5 protein-coding genes are annotated in these 14,957 nt (G+C 69.4%); 1 reads left to right on the top strand and 4 read right to left on the bottom strand.

Going from position 1 to position 14,957, the window contains the following annotated elements; translation table 11 throughout:
- Positions 1–32 precede the first annotated feature (32 nt).
- Positions 33–1,676, top strand: coding sequence for an alkaline phosphatase family protein (locus ACIQ51_RS04755; RefSeq protein ID WP_396203862.1), 1,644 nt, complete (start codon positions 33–35; stop codon positions 1,674–1,676).
- A gap of 69 nt (positions 1,677–1,745) precedes the next feature.
- On the opposite strand, the gene ACIQ51_RS04750 is transcribed toward ACIQ51_RS04755, so the two are convergent.
- From ACIQ51_RS04750 to ACIQ51_RS04735, 4 genes are read right to left on the bottom strand one after another with little or no spacing between them, the layout of a single operon-like run.
- Complete coding sequence (locus tag ACIQ51_RS04750) at positions 1,746–3,332, bottom strand: MBL fold metallo-hydrolase (RefSeq protein ID WP_396203861.1); 1,587 nt, start codon at positions 3,330–3,332, stop codon at positions 1,746–1,748.
- A 15-nt stretch (positions 3,333–3,347) separates the two neighbouring features.
- Entirely contained in the window at positions 3,348–7,208 is a 3,861-nt protein-coding gene (locus tag ACIQ51_RS04745) for a type I polyketide synthase (RefSeq protein WP_396203860.1), read from the bottom strand.
- The gene (locus ACIQ51_RS04740; protein ID WP_396203859.1) at positions 7,205–13,885 is read right to left on the bottom strand and encodes a MupA/Atu3671 family FMN-dependent luciferase-like monooxygenase; all 6,681 of its coding nucleotides are present in this window, start codon (positions 13,883–13,885) and stop codon (positions 7,205–7,207) included. The genes ACIQ51_RS04745 and ACIQ51_RS04740 overlap by 4 nt, the downstream gene beginning before the upstream one ends.
- A complete protein-coding gene (locus ACIQ51_RS04735; RefSeq protein ID WP_396203858.1) occupies positions 13,882–14,877 on the bottom strand; it encodes a hypothetical protein in 996 nt (331 codons plus the stop codon). Before ACIQ51_RS04735 ends, ACIQ51_RS04740 begins: the two co-directional genes overlap by 4 nt.
- Positions 14,878–14,957 lie beyond the last annotated feature (80 nt).

Genomic DNA, 14,957 nt, shown 5'->3' with positions numbered 1-14,957 from the left:
CTTCCCCCTTCATCCGCACATCGAGTCGCCTGATGCCACGTCCTATCCGTTTCCCGCGGCGCCCCATGTGGCGCCCCTGCGCGGCGCTCGTTGCCGCCTCACTGGCGCTCGTTTCCGCCAGTGGTACCCTGTCGGCCCAACAACCCGCCTCCCCCTCGCTGGTGGTGTTCATCACGGTCGACCAGATGCGCGCCGATTATCTCGACCGCTTCGCGGATCAGTTCACCGGTGGTCTCAAGCGTCTGAAAGCCGAAGGCGGCGTCTTTACGCGCGCCATGCACGATCACGCGATCACGGAAACGGCGCCGGGGCACGCGACCACGATGTCCGGACGGTTCCCGGTGCACACCGGCATCACGTACAATGCCGCCGGCGTGAACACCCCCGACGCGCCGTTGATCGCCGGTGGCGTCGGCGAAGGGGCGGCGCCGACCAAGTTCCGCGGCACCACCCTGACGGACTGGATGCGCGCCAAGGATCCGGCGATGCGGTTCGTCTCGGTTTCTCGCAAGGATCGCGGCGCGATCCTGCCGATCGGGCGCACGAAGGGCGACGTGTACTGGTGGGCGCCGGGATTGTTCACGACCAGTACCTACTATGGCGATACGCTGCCCACGTGGGTACAGCAGTTCAACGCAGAGCGCGGATGGATGCAGCTGGCCGGCAAGAGCTGGGATCTGCTGCTCCCGGCGGCATCGTACAGCGAGCCCGACTCGGTGCCGGCGGAGGCGCAGGGTGGTCAGTTCATGTTCCCCTATCGCGCGCCGCGCGACAGCGCCACGCTGGCGCGCATCTTCTTCGGCACCCCCATGATGGACTCGCTGTCGCTGGCGCTGGCCCTGCGTGCCGTGTCGGTGAAGGAACTCGGGGCCGCGCCCCGTCGCAGCGACCTTCTCGCGGTGTCGTTGAGTTCCACCGACGCCGTGGGGCACAAGTTCGGGCCCGATTCGCGGGAAATCCACGATCAGCTCTTGCGGCTCGATCGCTCACTCGGGGCCTTTTTCGATTCGCTGTTCGTGCTGCGTGATCCGCGTCGGGTGACGGTGGTGCTGACCGGCGACCATGGCATGTCGCCGTTGCCGGAATTCCATTCCGGACGGTTTGCCAATCAGGGCGCGAGCCGGGTGGATGCGGGTGCGGTCCTGGCGGCCCTCGATACCTCGCTCCGGGCCCGAGGCGTGCCGCCGGCCGCGTGGAACTTCGAGGCGGGCGTGTGGTTCGTGCTCGATCGCGCCCCATTCACGCGGGCAGGCGTGTCGGTCGACTCCGTCGCGCGTGCTCTCGCTTCCCGCATGCTCACCATCACGAACGTGGCGCGGAGCGATCTGTTCTCCGATCTCGCGAAGGCCGATACCACCCGCGATCAGCTCGCGCGCCGGTGGTTGCACATGTTCGCGCCCGGTGGTGAGGCGATCTTGGCCACCTCGCTCAAGCCGTACAGCCTGTGGTGGACCACGCCGAATGCCGGCCATGGCATGCCGTACGACGACGATGCCCATGTCCCGCTGATCTTCTGGGGCCAGGGTGTGCGTCCGGGGCGCTACACGCAGCCGGTACGCACGGTCGATATCGCGCCCACGCTCGCGCGTCTCCTTGGCGTCACGCCGACCGAGCGGCTCGACGGACGCGTGCTGTCCCCGGTGTTGCGTGCGGGTGGGTCGTCGCGCCGTCGCTGACCGAAGACCGGCGAGAATGGTGAGGAGTACCGTGGGGGCCGCGTGATGTCACGCGGCCCCCACGGCACTTTAGGCCAGCACAAACTCGCGCTTGGCGAACAGGTGCGCGGCGTCGATTCCAGCGCTCGCGCATTGGGCAAGAAAGGTCCCGACCTGCTGCATCGATATCGACGTGTCGTCCAGCTCGTTGTCGAGAATGTGGCTCAGCCAGGGCTCCTGGCCCATGGCGTAGGTGTACGCCCCCGACACGCCGAAGGCCTGGGCGAGCGACAGCGCTTCGTGGGCATAGGAGCCACGCGCGCGCCGCGATTGATCGATCTCGCGGCTGAGCGGCTTCGTGAACAGCGGCCCGTAAATCCACGATGCCGGTGCCCCTTCGCACTCCATGCCCGTGAACAGCAGGTCGGCCGGGCCCACGTGATGGCGGACGTGGCCGGCGAGCCGGGGATCGAGATTCGACGAGTCGGCGATGGCCAGCACGGACCGGCCCTGCAGGTCGATCTTGTAGCCGCTCTTGCTCTGGACGAGCAGGTCGTGATGCTCACCGAAGAAGGGCAAACAATGAATCCGACCGCCCGGCAGCGGAATCTCGTCGAGGTCGCGCACTTCGATGAGGTTGTCGAATCCGGTATGCTTGAGCGCCAGGTACAGCGACGGGTCCTGCGGCAGGCCGTCAGCGTTCCGCGGTACCACGATGTGCCCGATCATGTGCCGCAGCTGGAGCAGGGTTTCGAAATGCACGTGATCATGATGGCTATGCGAGAGCACGACGTAGTCGATGTGCTCCGGCAGGTCGGCCATGGTGAAGCGGTCCGGCGACGCCGGGTACTGATAACTGAGAATGGGGTCGGTGAGCACACTGATGCCACCGCCTTCGATCAGCAGCGAGGCATGCCCGAAGTAGCGCACGCGCATGCCCGGCCCGTCGTAGCGTGGCGCCGCCGCCGGCGCCGTCTCGGTGAAGAGCCCGCGCAGCCCCTCCGGGTTGCTTACGCAATCGCCAAGAAGCGCCGCGATCTCGTCGAAGGGGCGCGGCTCGCGCTTCATGCGGAAGAGCGCATCGAGCCGCGGATCACGGAAGCGCAGGTCGAGCGTCACGTCGCGATCGTTCGCGATGCGCGGGGTGCTGAGCATGAACGGCCGCGTGCGGTCCTCCGTGGTCAGCGACAGCGCCACGGTCTGCAGATGCTCGGCGTAGTACTTGCTGCGATACAGCATCGACTCGAGCACCCGGAACGAGGGCGTGTGGTTCATGTCGTACACGAGCTCCACATACCCCTGCAGTGGCTCAGGGACCAGCGGATAGAGGCTTTCCATGGGTTGCCCCTTGGCCTTCTCCTGTAGCATGCGCCCGAGGTCCGTGAGCGCCTTCGCCAGTTCAAGCAGGTCAGCGCCGTGGTGCTGCGTCTGCGCAATGAGTTCCCGGACCTGCGGCACGTGGCGGGCCTCGAGGTCGATGAACGCTCCGCCCTTCATGGCCGGATTCTTCAGCGCGGCGGCGTGCATGGCCGGCGCGTTGACGAAAGAGGTCATGGCCTTGAGATGGCGGTCGCGCGTGTTGAACGCCGCCGTCACAGGCGGAATCAGGAGATTCCAGGCAAACCACCGGTTGAAGAGCGGATCAACCTGGACGTTCGGTCGGAGATAGACGGACATGATGGAGGACGGTGGTCAGGTGGGAAGGTCGAGCGCATCAAGCGTATCACGAAGCAGCCGCTCGGCTTCGTCATCGCTTACTTCGTCGAGGAGCGCCGGCGCCGGCGGCGGGGTGCGTGGCGCGCGGGGGATCGGCGCGGTCGGCGCGGTCGGCGCGGTGCCGGCAGACGACGCGCGGTGCTCGGCGTGATCCGGCAGACGTGCTTCGATGCCGCCGATGAGAGCCGCCACCGTGGGATACTCGAAGATCAGGGTGGCCGGAAGCGACTGGCCGAGGAGTTGTTCGAGCTGCGTCCGCAGATCGAGGGCGGCGAGGCTGTCGACGCCCAGTTCGAACAGCCCTTGGTCGAGGGGTAGGTGGGTCGTGGACGGCCACCCGAGCACGTGGCGCACGGCATCGGTGACGGCCGTTTCGACGAGATGTGTCCGTTCTGCGGGCGAGGCAGCGAGCACGGTGCGCGGCCACGGGGGCGTGTCCACGACCGGCGCATCGATCTGGGCCGGTGCGCCCGCCGCCGGCTGCTTGGTGGCGGACAGTGCGGCCAGCAGTCCTCGCGGACCACGCGCTTCATACGAGCCACGAAAGCGCGTCCAGTCCGTAGCGCTGATCACCAGGTGCGGCACAGGCTGTTGCATGGCGCGCAACAGCCACGCCGTAGCCGCATCGGGCGCCAGTCCGTAGACACCGATCCGCTCGAGCAGCGCGAGGTCGTCGGCCCTCGACATGCCGCTCCCCTCCCAGGGTCCCCAGCTGATCGACAGCGCGGGCAGACCGAGGTGGTGCCGGTGATGCGCCAGGGCATCGAGCGCCGCGTTGGCGGCCGCATAGTGCATCTGGCCGCGTGAGCCCCACACGCCGGCGATGGAGGAGAAGAGCACGAAGTGCTCGAGCGGTGCATCGCGCGTGACCTCGTGCAAGGCCCAGGCCCCGAGGAGCTTAGGCCGCAGCACCGCGTGCACGGCGTCGGCGTCGAGTTCCTGCACCGGCTGCATCCCCCCGACGCCTGCCGCGTGGAATACCCCACCCAGCGGCAGGGCAGGATCCTCGTGGCGCGCCAACGCGTGGCGGAGCGCCGAGGCCTCTGCCACATCGGCGGCGAGCGTCACTACGGTCACCCCGCGGTCGCTCAAGCGTCGGAGGCGGAGGTCGCGGGCAACGTCCGGCGCACCGGCCCCACGACGGCCAAGCAAGAGAATGCGTTGCGCGCCGGCCTCGGCTAGCGCTTCCGCGACATGGAGTCCCAGCGCGCCAAACCCGCCGGTCACGAGATAGCTGCGGTCGGCGCGAAGCGGCGGCGTGCCGTTCGGCGGCTCGTTCGGCGGACTCACCGAGACATAGGGGCGCAGTCGTGGCACCAGGCGCTGCCCGTCGCGCACGGCCACGATGTCATCCGGTCGTTCCTGTTCCAGTTCGTCGAGAATCGCCGAGATGTCGTCGACGGTGGCCGGTCTCGAGGGGCCGAGGTCGATGACCCGTCCGGCGTGGGCGGGATGTTCGAGGCTCACGCCCCTCGCGGCCGCGGCGCAGGCGGCGTCCACGAGGGGCGGCCGCGCGGTATCGCCAGCGACCGGTGCGACGCCCCGTGTCACCACCCAGAGCCGGGCCGACACCGGACCGGCGGCCGCTATCACCGCGTGCGCTACCTCGAGCAGTGCGGCGACACGGTGGCCCGCCGTCGTTTCCGTCGCCGCGTCGGGCAGCACGATCACGTCGGTGCACCCTGTCGCGTCGATGCCATCGGCGCCGGCCGGCCGTCGAACGGCGCCCCCGCGCAGCGCCGCTTCGGCGATGAGCATCGAGCACAGCGGGGTGTCGTCGCCCACCACCAGCAGCTCCCGTCCCTGCAGACGGCGACCAGCTGACCCCGGCCCACGGACCGCGTCGACCGGCTCCCACGTGAGCACGTGGGCGGCGGGCTCCGGTCGGGCATCCAGCCCCGCGCGATCCGCCGGGCGGTCAGCCGTTCGGTCAGCCGTTCGGTCAGCCGTTCGGTCCTCGAGGTAATGTCGTTCGGCAGCGAACGGATACAGCGGAATACTCACGGGGTGACCCGATCCCCGCCAGCATTCGTGACGCCAGTCGATCTCGGCCCCGCGGGCGTACTCCGTCCCGAGCGCCTCGAGCAGGGCGCTATCGAGGGCACCCGGGGTGCCGGCGGCGCCTGCCAGCAACGCCGCGGCGCTGGCCGTGGCCTCCCGCACGGTCGCGTCGTATGCGGCCATGCCGGTCACGCCATGCGCGCACTGGTGGGTCGTGCCGGCGAGCCACGCGGCAAGCTGTGCCCGGGCCTCGGCTGGCGAGGGTGCCACCACGGCCAGACGATGCGCGAAGTGCGCGCGCCCGGTTCGCGACGTCCAACACGCCGCACCGAACGTTTCGGGCGCGAGCGTGTCGAGATGTCCAAGCCAGGCCGCCGCGAGCCGCTGCAGCGCATCGGGCGTCTTGGCGGACAGGCACAACAGGTTTGCATCATCTATGGCGCTTTCATGTCCCGGTGCCGTCTTGATGATGCCTCGCGGTACGGCCTCCACGATCAGATGCGCGTTGGTGCCGCTGAAGCCAAAGGCGCTGATACCCGCCCGGGGAGGTCGGTCACGCGTGGGCCATGGGCGCGCCTCCGTCACGATCCGGATAGGCAGGTCGGCCCATGCAATGTGCGGGTTGGGGCTGGTCAGCTGTCGATGGGCCGGGATGCGCGCGTGCGCAAACGCGAGCAGCACTTTGGCCAGCGAGGCCATCCCGGCGGCGGGCTCCAGATGCCCGATATTGGTCTTCACCGATCCCACGAGCAGCGGATCGTCCGAGGATCGATGCTGACCGTACGCTTGCGCCAGCGCTTCGATCTCGATCGGGTCACCCAACGCGGTCCCGGTGCCGTGTGCCTCGACGTAATCCACGTCGGCTGGCGACACGGTCGCCCACTCGAGCGCCCGCCTGATGACGGCGGCTTGCGCCAGACTGCTGGGCACGGTGAGTCCGCCACTCGGTCCATCCTGATTGACCGCCGATCCGCGAATGATCCCGAGAATCCGATCGCCTGCCGCCTCCGCGTCGTCGAGGCGTCGCAGCACCACCACGCCACACCCTTCGCCGCGCGCGTACCCATCGGCCTGCGCGTCGAAGGTTTTGCACCGGCCGTCGGGCGAGAGCATGTGCGCCTGCGCAAATGAGGCCATCACCTCGGGTGACAGCATCAGCTGCACGCCACCGGCAAGCGCCATGTCACACTCGCGATCGCGGAGCGAGCGACAGGCGAGGTGCACTGCCACGAGCGACGACGAACACGCGGTATCCACGGCCATCGCCGGACCGCACGCGCCGAGGAGAAAGGCGAGACGCCCGGGGATCATGTTGAGCGCGCTACCGGTGCCGGCGTAGGGGCCGAGCTCCGCCATTCGGTCCGCCAGGCGAATCGCATGATCGAAGCAGGTGACGCCGACGAACACCCCGGTGGACGACCCGTACACGGATGGCGGCGCAATGCCGGCATCCTCGAGCGCATGCCAGGCCGTCTCCAGCAGCATGCGCTGTTGCGGGTCCATCGCGCGCGCCTCTCGAGGCGAAATGCCGAAGAACCCGGCGTCGAACTCGTCGACCCGCGCCAGAAAACCGCCGCGCCGCACCGCGGGCGCGGATGACGCCGCCGGATCGTGCGCCCAGCGATCCGTCGGGACGTCGACGGTGGCATCGCGTGCCTCGTCCAGCAGCGACCAAAAGGCGTGCGGCGTGCTCGCATTGCCGGGAAACCGACACCCGAGGCCGACCACGGCGATCGGGGTCGCCTCGCTCGCACGCTCCGCGCGGAGCGCGGCGAGTTCCGTTCGCTGACGAACGATCTCGTCCAGCGCCCGCTGCAGGAGGTCGTTCGTGCTCATGTCCGGCCGCTGTCGAGGGCGGCCCGCAGCATGGCTTCGATGTCCGATGCCTCGGTGGACGGGCGTTCGGCTGGCAGCAGGGTGAGCAGATGATCGACCAGCGTTTCGAGGGTGGGATAGGTGAACAGCACCGTGGGCTTGAGCCCGATGCCGAGCTCCTGCTCCAGGCGATCCCGCAGCTCCAGCGCGAGAATGGAATCAAGCCCCAAGTCGAACAGCGGCTGACGTGGAGGAATGGGATCGTCGGCCGCACGCTTGAGCGTCTCCCCGAGCGCGCGCGCGAGATGGGCGAAGAGCCACGCGTGTCGTTCGGCGCCGGGACCGGGAATGATCGCCGTCGCGGTACGCGACGGCGCCGTCTGCGGCATCGGCTCGGATGCGCGCGCCGGCGTCGGGGCCGGTGTCCGCTCCACTGTCCGCTCCACTGCCCGCTCCGGTGCCCGCTCCGGTGCCCGCTCCGGTGCCCGCTCCTGCACAAATGCCTGCACCAACGCCCGCACGAGTGGCAGTCGCGCGGCGAGGGGGTCGGCCTGGCCCAGCCGGTGCCAATCCACCTGTGCGACGATCAGCGACGGCGCGCCCCTTGCCGGGAGCTGCCGAACGAGCGACAGCGCGATGGCTGGGCTCAGCGGCGTAATTCCCAGCGAGGCCAGCTGTGCGTGGGCGGCCCGACCGTAGGTCGTGGCCGAATGGCCCACCTCGGCCCACGGGCCCCAATTGATGCTGCGAACAGCGTGCCCCAGCGCGTGCCCCTCGGCGGCGAGGCCGTCGAGATAGGCATTCGCCGCGGCGTAGCTGGCCTGCCCGGGGGCGGGGAGGAGGGCCGACACCGAGGAGAAGAACACCAGCGAACCGACGCCATGCCGCTCGGCCAGCTGCCGAAGCAGCCAGCCACCTTTCACCTTGGCGGCGAGGACCCGCTCGATGCGGGCGGTATCCTGGTGGTCGAGCGTCGCATCGTCGAGCACACCGGCCGCATGATACACGGTGGTCACGGGGCGCCCGTCTACGCGCAGTTGCTCAAAGCATGCCTCGAGCGCCGTGCCGTCGGTGACGTCGATGGCATGGACGGCAAGGCGGGCGCCGCGCGCGTCGGCGAGTGCCTGCAGCGCGCGGTAGCCGACAGAGTCGTAGGCCGCCTGAGGGGTGCGTGCCAGCAGCACCAGGTCGCGGACTCCGTCCTCGACGAGGGCGCCCGCCAGGGCAAGTCCGATCCCACCGGTTCCGCCGGTAATCATCACCGTTCCGTCGCGGACCGCGGTGCCCGGCGGCGGCGGCGGCGCGGCACGACCGAGGCGTGGCACGAGGACGGTCCCACCGCGGAGCGCCGCCATGTCATCCTCGGGCGGGGAGCGAAGCATGCCGGTGATCGCATCACCACCCGTCGACAACGGCAGCGCCGGGTCGAGATCGAGCAGCATGGCCAGCTGACCCGGATGCTCCACTTGGAGGGCGCGCCCCACACCCCAGATGGCCGCCGACGACGGGGATACCCGCTCATCGGGTTGCACCGCAACGCCGCCGCGCGTGACGTACAGCACCGGTGCGGCTCCGTCCCGTCCCGCGGCGCGGGCGGTACTGATGGCGGCCGAGATGCGCGTCATGGCCGTATCGGCGTCGCACTCGGGCCCCTCGACCGTCGAGCCCTCGGCGGCACGAAGGTCGAGCACCAACGCCGGGCCCTCGTCGGACACGGCCACCCCGATTGCAGCGATTGCGGCGCGCACGCTCTGAGCCAGCGGGCCAGTCGGCGCGTCGGTGAGGAGCTGCACCGGTGTGGGCAGCGCCGGCCGCATGCTGGTTGGTGTCTCCCAGCGGCGGGTGTAGCAGAGGTCGTCGAGCGGACGGTCGGCGGCAAGTCGGCGCAGTCGATCCAGATGCTTCAACGAGGCACGCACTCGCGAAGGCGCCGGCCCGAAGTCCAGCAGACAGGCCACCTCGTTCACCCCGATCGCCTCCAGCCGCTGGACCAACGGCAAGCACGACTCCGGCGTGCCGATCAGCCCCCGCTGCTCAGCGAATCGATCGTACAGAAAATTGATGAACTCGGCACGATCATCTCCTGTCAGCGTCGACAGGTCGATCTCCTGACCGCGGCTCTTGGCGAGCCCGCGCAGCAACCCGAGATTGGCCTCGATGTACTGACAGAAGGGCGCGCGGGCCTCTTCGCGGATCGTGTCGCGGTCCTCGCCCACGAAGGTGTGGATCATGACCGTGACCTGTCCCGTGGCGGGGTCGAGACCGGCCGCGGCGCGGGCATGGCGATAGCGGGCAATCTTGGCCGCCAACGCGTCCACATCCTGATCGAGGATGTGCGTGAGGAGGTTGGCGCCGGCGGCGCCCGCCCGCTCGAACGAGTCCGGATTGGCCGCCGCCGTGATCCATACGGGGCACTCCGTTTGGATGGGGCGCGGCAGGGTGGTCACCGACGTCTGCTCCCCTAGGCCGTTGCTTCCCACCCACGGCTCGCCGCGCCAGAGGGCCCGCACCGTGTGCAGTGTGCGGTGCAACTCCGCCTGTCGATCCGCGTATCGCTCGGGGGCGAGGGCGAAGTCATCGGGGTGCCAGCCCGTGGCGAGCGAAAAGCCCGCGCGGCCGTTGGAGAGACGGTCCACGACCGCCCAGTCTTCGGCAATCCGCACCGGATGATGCAACGGCGCCACGACGCTGCCGGCGTGCAGGCGCACCCGTTTCGTGCACATGGCGAGGGCACCGTGCAGGATGGCGGGGGCCGGATACGCGCCGCCCAACGGGGTAAAGTGCCGCTCAGGCAGCCAGACGCTGCTGAACCCCTGTTCGTCGGCGAAGCGCGCCACGTCGAGCAACAGGTTGTACCCGTCGGCGGCAAGGGCGTCGACGTTTGCCGCAAAGAACATCACCCCGAACCGGATACCCCCCGCTCGCGGTTGGTCGTCCAATGGTCCCTGAGCGGGCGTACCGGAGGGTTGCGGCAGGGGGACAGGCGCGTCGGGCGCGGAACCGTTGGCCGCCGGCAGCCAATGACGCACCGGTTCGAAGGGATACGTCGGGGCATCGGGTCGTCGAGCCGCCAACGGATACAGCGCGCGCCAGTCGACGAGGTCACCACCCAGAAAGCGTGCGGCCGCGTCTTGCTCCGCCATCGACAGCTGGGTGACGTCACCCAGCGCGCCGGCGATCCGCCCATGCGGGGGCGCGTTCTGACGCAACAGATCGACTGCTTCGGCGGTGGTGCGGGCGACCACGGTCATCCGTTCGGCCCAGAGTCCGCGTGTGCTGCACCAGCTGTGCGCCAGCGGGGCCAGCGGGACGTCGCCCTGCGCCTCCAGCCACGTGATCATGCGCTGCACGAGTGCGCGGAGCGCGGCCGGGGTGCGCGCGCTGAGGGCGAGTATCGCGTGGGCCGAGCGGTCGGGGAGGGCGTCGCGCGCCCCCTCGACGGGCACCACCTCGGTCGACGGCGCGCCCTCGACAATCACATGCACGTTGGTGCCGCCAAACCCGAAGGCGCTCACGCCGGCGATGCGGCGTCCTGCCGGCCATGGCTGCGCTTCGGAAGGAATGGCCAGCGTCTCGCCCAGCGTGATCCGCGGATTGAGCGTTTCCACTCCGGGTTGTGGCGGAATCACGCCGTGACGGAGCGCCAGCACCACCTTGCACAGGCCGGCGAGGCCAGCGGCCGCCTCGAGGTGGCCGATGTTCGCTTTGGTCGATGTGATGAAGCAGCGTGATGATCGCGGGGCCTCGTCGAGGACCGCGGCGAGCGCCTGCACTTCAATCGGATCACCGAGTGCGGTGCCGGTACCGTGCGTTTCCACCAGCTGCACGGCAGCTGAGGTCACGCCGGCCCGTTGCAGGGCTTCACGCACGACGGCGGTCTGTGCCGGACCATTCGGGGCGGTCAGCCCGTGCGTGCGCCCATCCTGATTCACGGCGCTGCCGCGCAGCAGCGCCCACACGATGTCGCCGTCGCGTTGGGCGTCGGCGAGGCGCTTGAGCACGACCATCACGGCGCCTTCCCCACGCACATAGCCATCGGCGGCCGCATCGAAGGTGCGGCAGCGGCGCGCCGGCGAGAGCATCCCCGCGCGGGTAAATGCGGTGGTGAGGTCGGGAAGCAGCTGCACGTTCACGCCGCCCACCAGCGCCGTGTCGATGGTGCCGGCACGCAGCGCGTCGCACCCGTGGTGCACCGCCACGAGCGAGGAGGAGCACGCGGTGTCCACTGCCCAGCTCGGGCCTCGCAGGTCGAACAGATAGGACAGGCGGTTGGCCACGACGCTGGAGGCGTTGCCGGTGGCGGCATGGGCTTCAGCCGTGTGGCCACCGCGCGCGGCCAGCCGCGCGTAATCGCCGGCGCTCACCCCCACGAACACCCCGGTGCGCGTGCCCGCGAGCGACGACGGCACCATGCCCGCCCGCTCGAGCGCTTCCCAGGTGACTTCGCACAGCAGTCGCTGTTGCGGATCCATCAGCCCTGCTTCGTGCGGCGAGATGCCGAAGCAGGCGGCATCGAAGCGCGAGACATCGGTGAGATAGCCGCCGAGGCCAAGCGCCGGATCACGATCGGCGGGCGGGGCGGTGATGGCGTGCGCGCCCTGCTCCAGCAGCGACCAGAAGGCCTCGGGGGTGTCTGCGCCCGGCATCCGGCACGCGAGGCCCACGATCGCGATGACGTCATCATCGCTGCCGGCGGTGCGGCCGGTGGTGCTGTCGCCCGCGGTACCGGTGAGGCGTGCCGTCGCCCCGGTGAGATGTGAGGCCAGCGCGTCGATGGTGGGGTAGTCGTACGCGATCGTCGCCGGCAGGTCGCGGCCGAGCCGCTGCTGCAGTGCGCCGGCGAGCGCCACGGTCTGTACCGAGTCGAAGCCAAACTGGCTGAGCGGCGCCTGTGCATCGACGGTCGCTGGTGCGCGGTGACTGAGCGCGGCGACCTGCTCCACGAGCCACGCCCGCAGCGCGTCGTGGGTGGGGGTCGCCAGCGCGGCGGGCGAATCGGACGTTGCGGCCGCATCGTCCGGCGCGTCCGCCTGCCACTGGGCCACGACGTCGAGCTGCTGCTGCTGGTAGTCCAGTCGGCACCGCCGCCGCTGCACCTTGCCGCTCGACGTGCGCGGCAGCGTGGTGGTCCTCACCAGCACCACCGCATCCGGCGCCACATCGTGGTCGGTGGCCACGCGTGCGCGCACCCGATCGATGATGCTCTGGTGATCGCCGCGCATCAGTTCGCGTGGTAACTCGACCACCACGACGACCTGTTCGCGCAGGCCGTCATCCAGACCGAACGCGATGCACATCTCGGCCCGGAGTCCGGCCACGGCCTCGCTGGCGCTGGCTTCGAGGTCCTGCGGATAGCAATTGCGGCCGCGGACGATGATCAGGTCCTTCTCTCGCCCGGTCACGAACAGGTGCCCGCCGGACATGATCCCGAGATCGCCGGTGCGGTAGTAGCGGGCGCCATCATCGTGCGCGAGCGCGACACCAAATACTTCGGCCGTGGCCGCCGGGTTGTTGAAATACCCCGCGGCGATCGCGGGGCTGGAGGCCCAGATCTCTCCCTCGATCCCCTCATCGCACGCCATGCGCGTGACCGGGTTGACGATGCGGATGGTGGCGCGGTCGAAGGCGTGACCACACGACACCAGCTGGCGGTTCCCGTGGCGATGGAAGACTGGCGCGGTACCGGCCCCCTGAATCGTCAGGAAGAGCACGGTTTCTGCCATGCCGTAGGTCGGCTGCATTTGCTCCGGGCGAAAGCGCGCGGGGGCAAACGCCTCGATGAACCGGCGCACGGTGTCCTCGCGCACCGGCTCGGCTCCGTTGTACGCCATGGTCCACGACGAAAGATCGAGCCGCGCTCGCTCTTCGGGCGTGGTGCGCGCCAAGCAGAGCTCATACGCCGAGTTGGGGGCACCCGAAACGGTGCCGCGGTAGGTCGACACTGCTTCGAGCCAGCGCAGCGGGCGCTGGAGGAACGCCGTGGGGGCCATGAGCACGACCGAGGCCCCGAGATAGAGGGGGGCGAGGACCTGGCCGATCAGCCCCATGTCATGAAACACGGGGAGCCACCCCACGAAAACCGACCTCTCGCTCATGGAGAAGGCGAGGCAGACCGTTTCGAGGTTGTGCAGGAGATTGGCGTGCGAGACCATTACCCCCTTGGGGGTGCCTGTCGATCCCGAGGTGTACTGCAGGAATGCCAGCGTGTCGGGAGTGGGCCACGCGGGCGACCAAGGCACCGGCGTGGTCGTATCGTTGGCGGTGGTCGCGGCCACCGCAATGACCGGCAGCCGTCCCTGCGAGCCCGATATCTCGGGGAGGGTTCCGGCCACTTCTGCGGTACTGAGTACCACCCGTGCGTCGGCGTCACCCACGATGGCGCTCACCCGCTCGGCGCCCCGGTTCTTGCGTGGGGGATAGGCGGGGACCGCCACCATCCCGGCATAGAGGCAACCGATGAACCCGCGGATGAAGTCGAGCCCCGGCGGGAACAACAGCAGGACCCGATCTCCCGGTTCCGCCTGCGCCGACAACGCCGCGGCGACGGCCCGCGCGTCGCGGTCGAGCTCGGCAAAAGTGCAGCTGTCCGCGGGCGATTCACCGTTCTCTAGGAACGTCATACACCGCTTGTCGGGGGTGCGGCGCACATGCTCGAGCATCACATCGAGCAGCGTTCCGGCAGCGTGCGACGTGGTCATGCGCCCCCCTCCCGCTCGAAGTCATCGGTGATCACGCGATCATTGTCGACGGCGCTCGTCATCTGAAGCGTCGTGCGGTCGCTGCCCGGGCGGAAGTGTACGGCCGCGGGTAGCCCCTCAACGACGGCGGAGGTGTCCTCTCCGTTCGAAATGAGCCGAGACACGACGCCGTCTGGGTGCTGCAGGTAGAGCGCGGTCCCGTCGGTGGTCACGGTCACCCGTCGCCCCGAACGAACCCCCCGATAGGCTCCGAGGCACGCCAGCAGTGCTGGCACCGATGGGCGGATGGGGGTCCAGTCGGGGGCGGCCACGAGGGCGGCCACCTGCTCCTGTAACCCCGACCAATCCTCCCCCTGCCGGACGCAGGTGGCGGCCGCCAGCGGCCATCGGGCCATCAGCTGGCCGATAACGGCGTGTTGGTGCTCCCAGAAGGCGAGCACCAGTGGCGACACCCCGTCGCCTTCCGGGGCCGCGACGAGGGCGCCCCCCCCCGCCCGATGCTGCCACTCGGTGGCAAACGGGCTGTGCTCCAGCATACGGTGCATGGCGTAGCCCCACTGCGAGCCCCGGTTCGCGCCAAGGGCGCTGAGGTGCTGGGGAATGGACGCGGGGCTGAGGTACACGAGCGAGCTGTCGTGGGCCCGGATCGCGGTGGCGATCGCGTCCAGTGTTTCGCAGATGCGATCGAACGGGGTCCGCATGGCGAGCAGCATCCCCAGTCCGAGATTGAGGAGGGTGCCGTCAAGGATCACGATCTCCTCCTGCTCCTCCCTGTCGAGGCGTTGCCACCCCGCAATCAGTCGCTCAGCCAGCTGCCGTCCACCCTGGTCGCGAAGCTCCGCCAAGTGCCGGAACGAAAACACCGGGTGCGCCGGATCGCGCTCATGGAACCAGCGCACCGTCTGCCCTGCGCCGCGGTAGCGGAGCGCCAGATGCTGGGCGGTTACGGATTTTCCGGTTCCTGGAAGGCCGTCAAGCAGGATCAGACGCATGGGACACGGCGCACGTCGGCGGAAAGGCGAGTTGACGGGTTTTGGCGGAGCGTGGTAGTATACCCGGACTCAGCATCGCC

It is taken from the genome of Gemmatimonas sp., from assembly GCF_044344655.1.
Lineage (GTDB): Bacteria > Gemmatimonadota > Gemmatimonadetes > Gemmatimonadales > Gemmatimonadaceae > Gemmatimonas.
This window is presented reverse-complemented; position numbering and strand designations above follow the sequence as displayed.

Excerpts from the sequence above, each read along its gene's own strand:
- ACIQ51_RS04735 (WP_396203858.1), bottom strand. The coding sequence starts at position 14,877 with ATGCGTCTGATCCTGCTTGACGGCCTTCCAGGAACCGGAAAATCCGTA.
- ACIQ51_RS04755 (WP_396203862.1), top strand. The coding sequence starts at position 33 with ATGCCACGTCCTATCCGTTTCCCGCGGCGCCCCATGTGGCGCCCCTGC.
- ACIQ51_RS04740 (WP_396203859.1), bottom strand. The coding sequence starts at position 13,885 with ATGACCACGTCGCACGCTGCCGGAACGCTGCTCGATGTGATGCTCGAG.
- ACIQ51_RS04750 (WP_396203861.1), bottom strand. The coding sequence starts at position 3,332 with ATGTCCGTCTATCTCCGACCGAACGTCCAGGTTGATCCGCTCTTCAAC.
- ACIQ51_RS04745 (WP_396203860.1), bottom strand. The coding sequence starts at position 7,208 with ATGAGCACGAACGACCTCCTGCAGCGGGCGCTGGACGAGATCGTTCGT.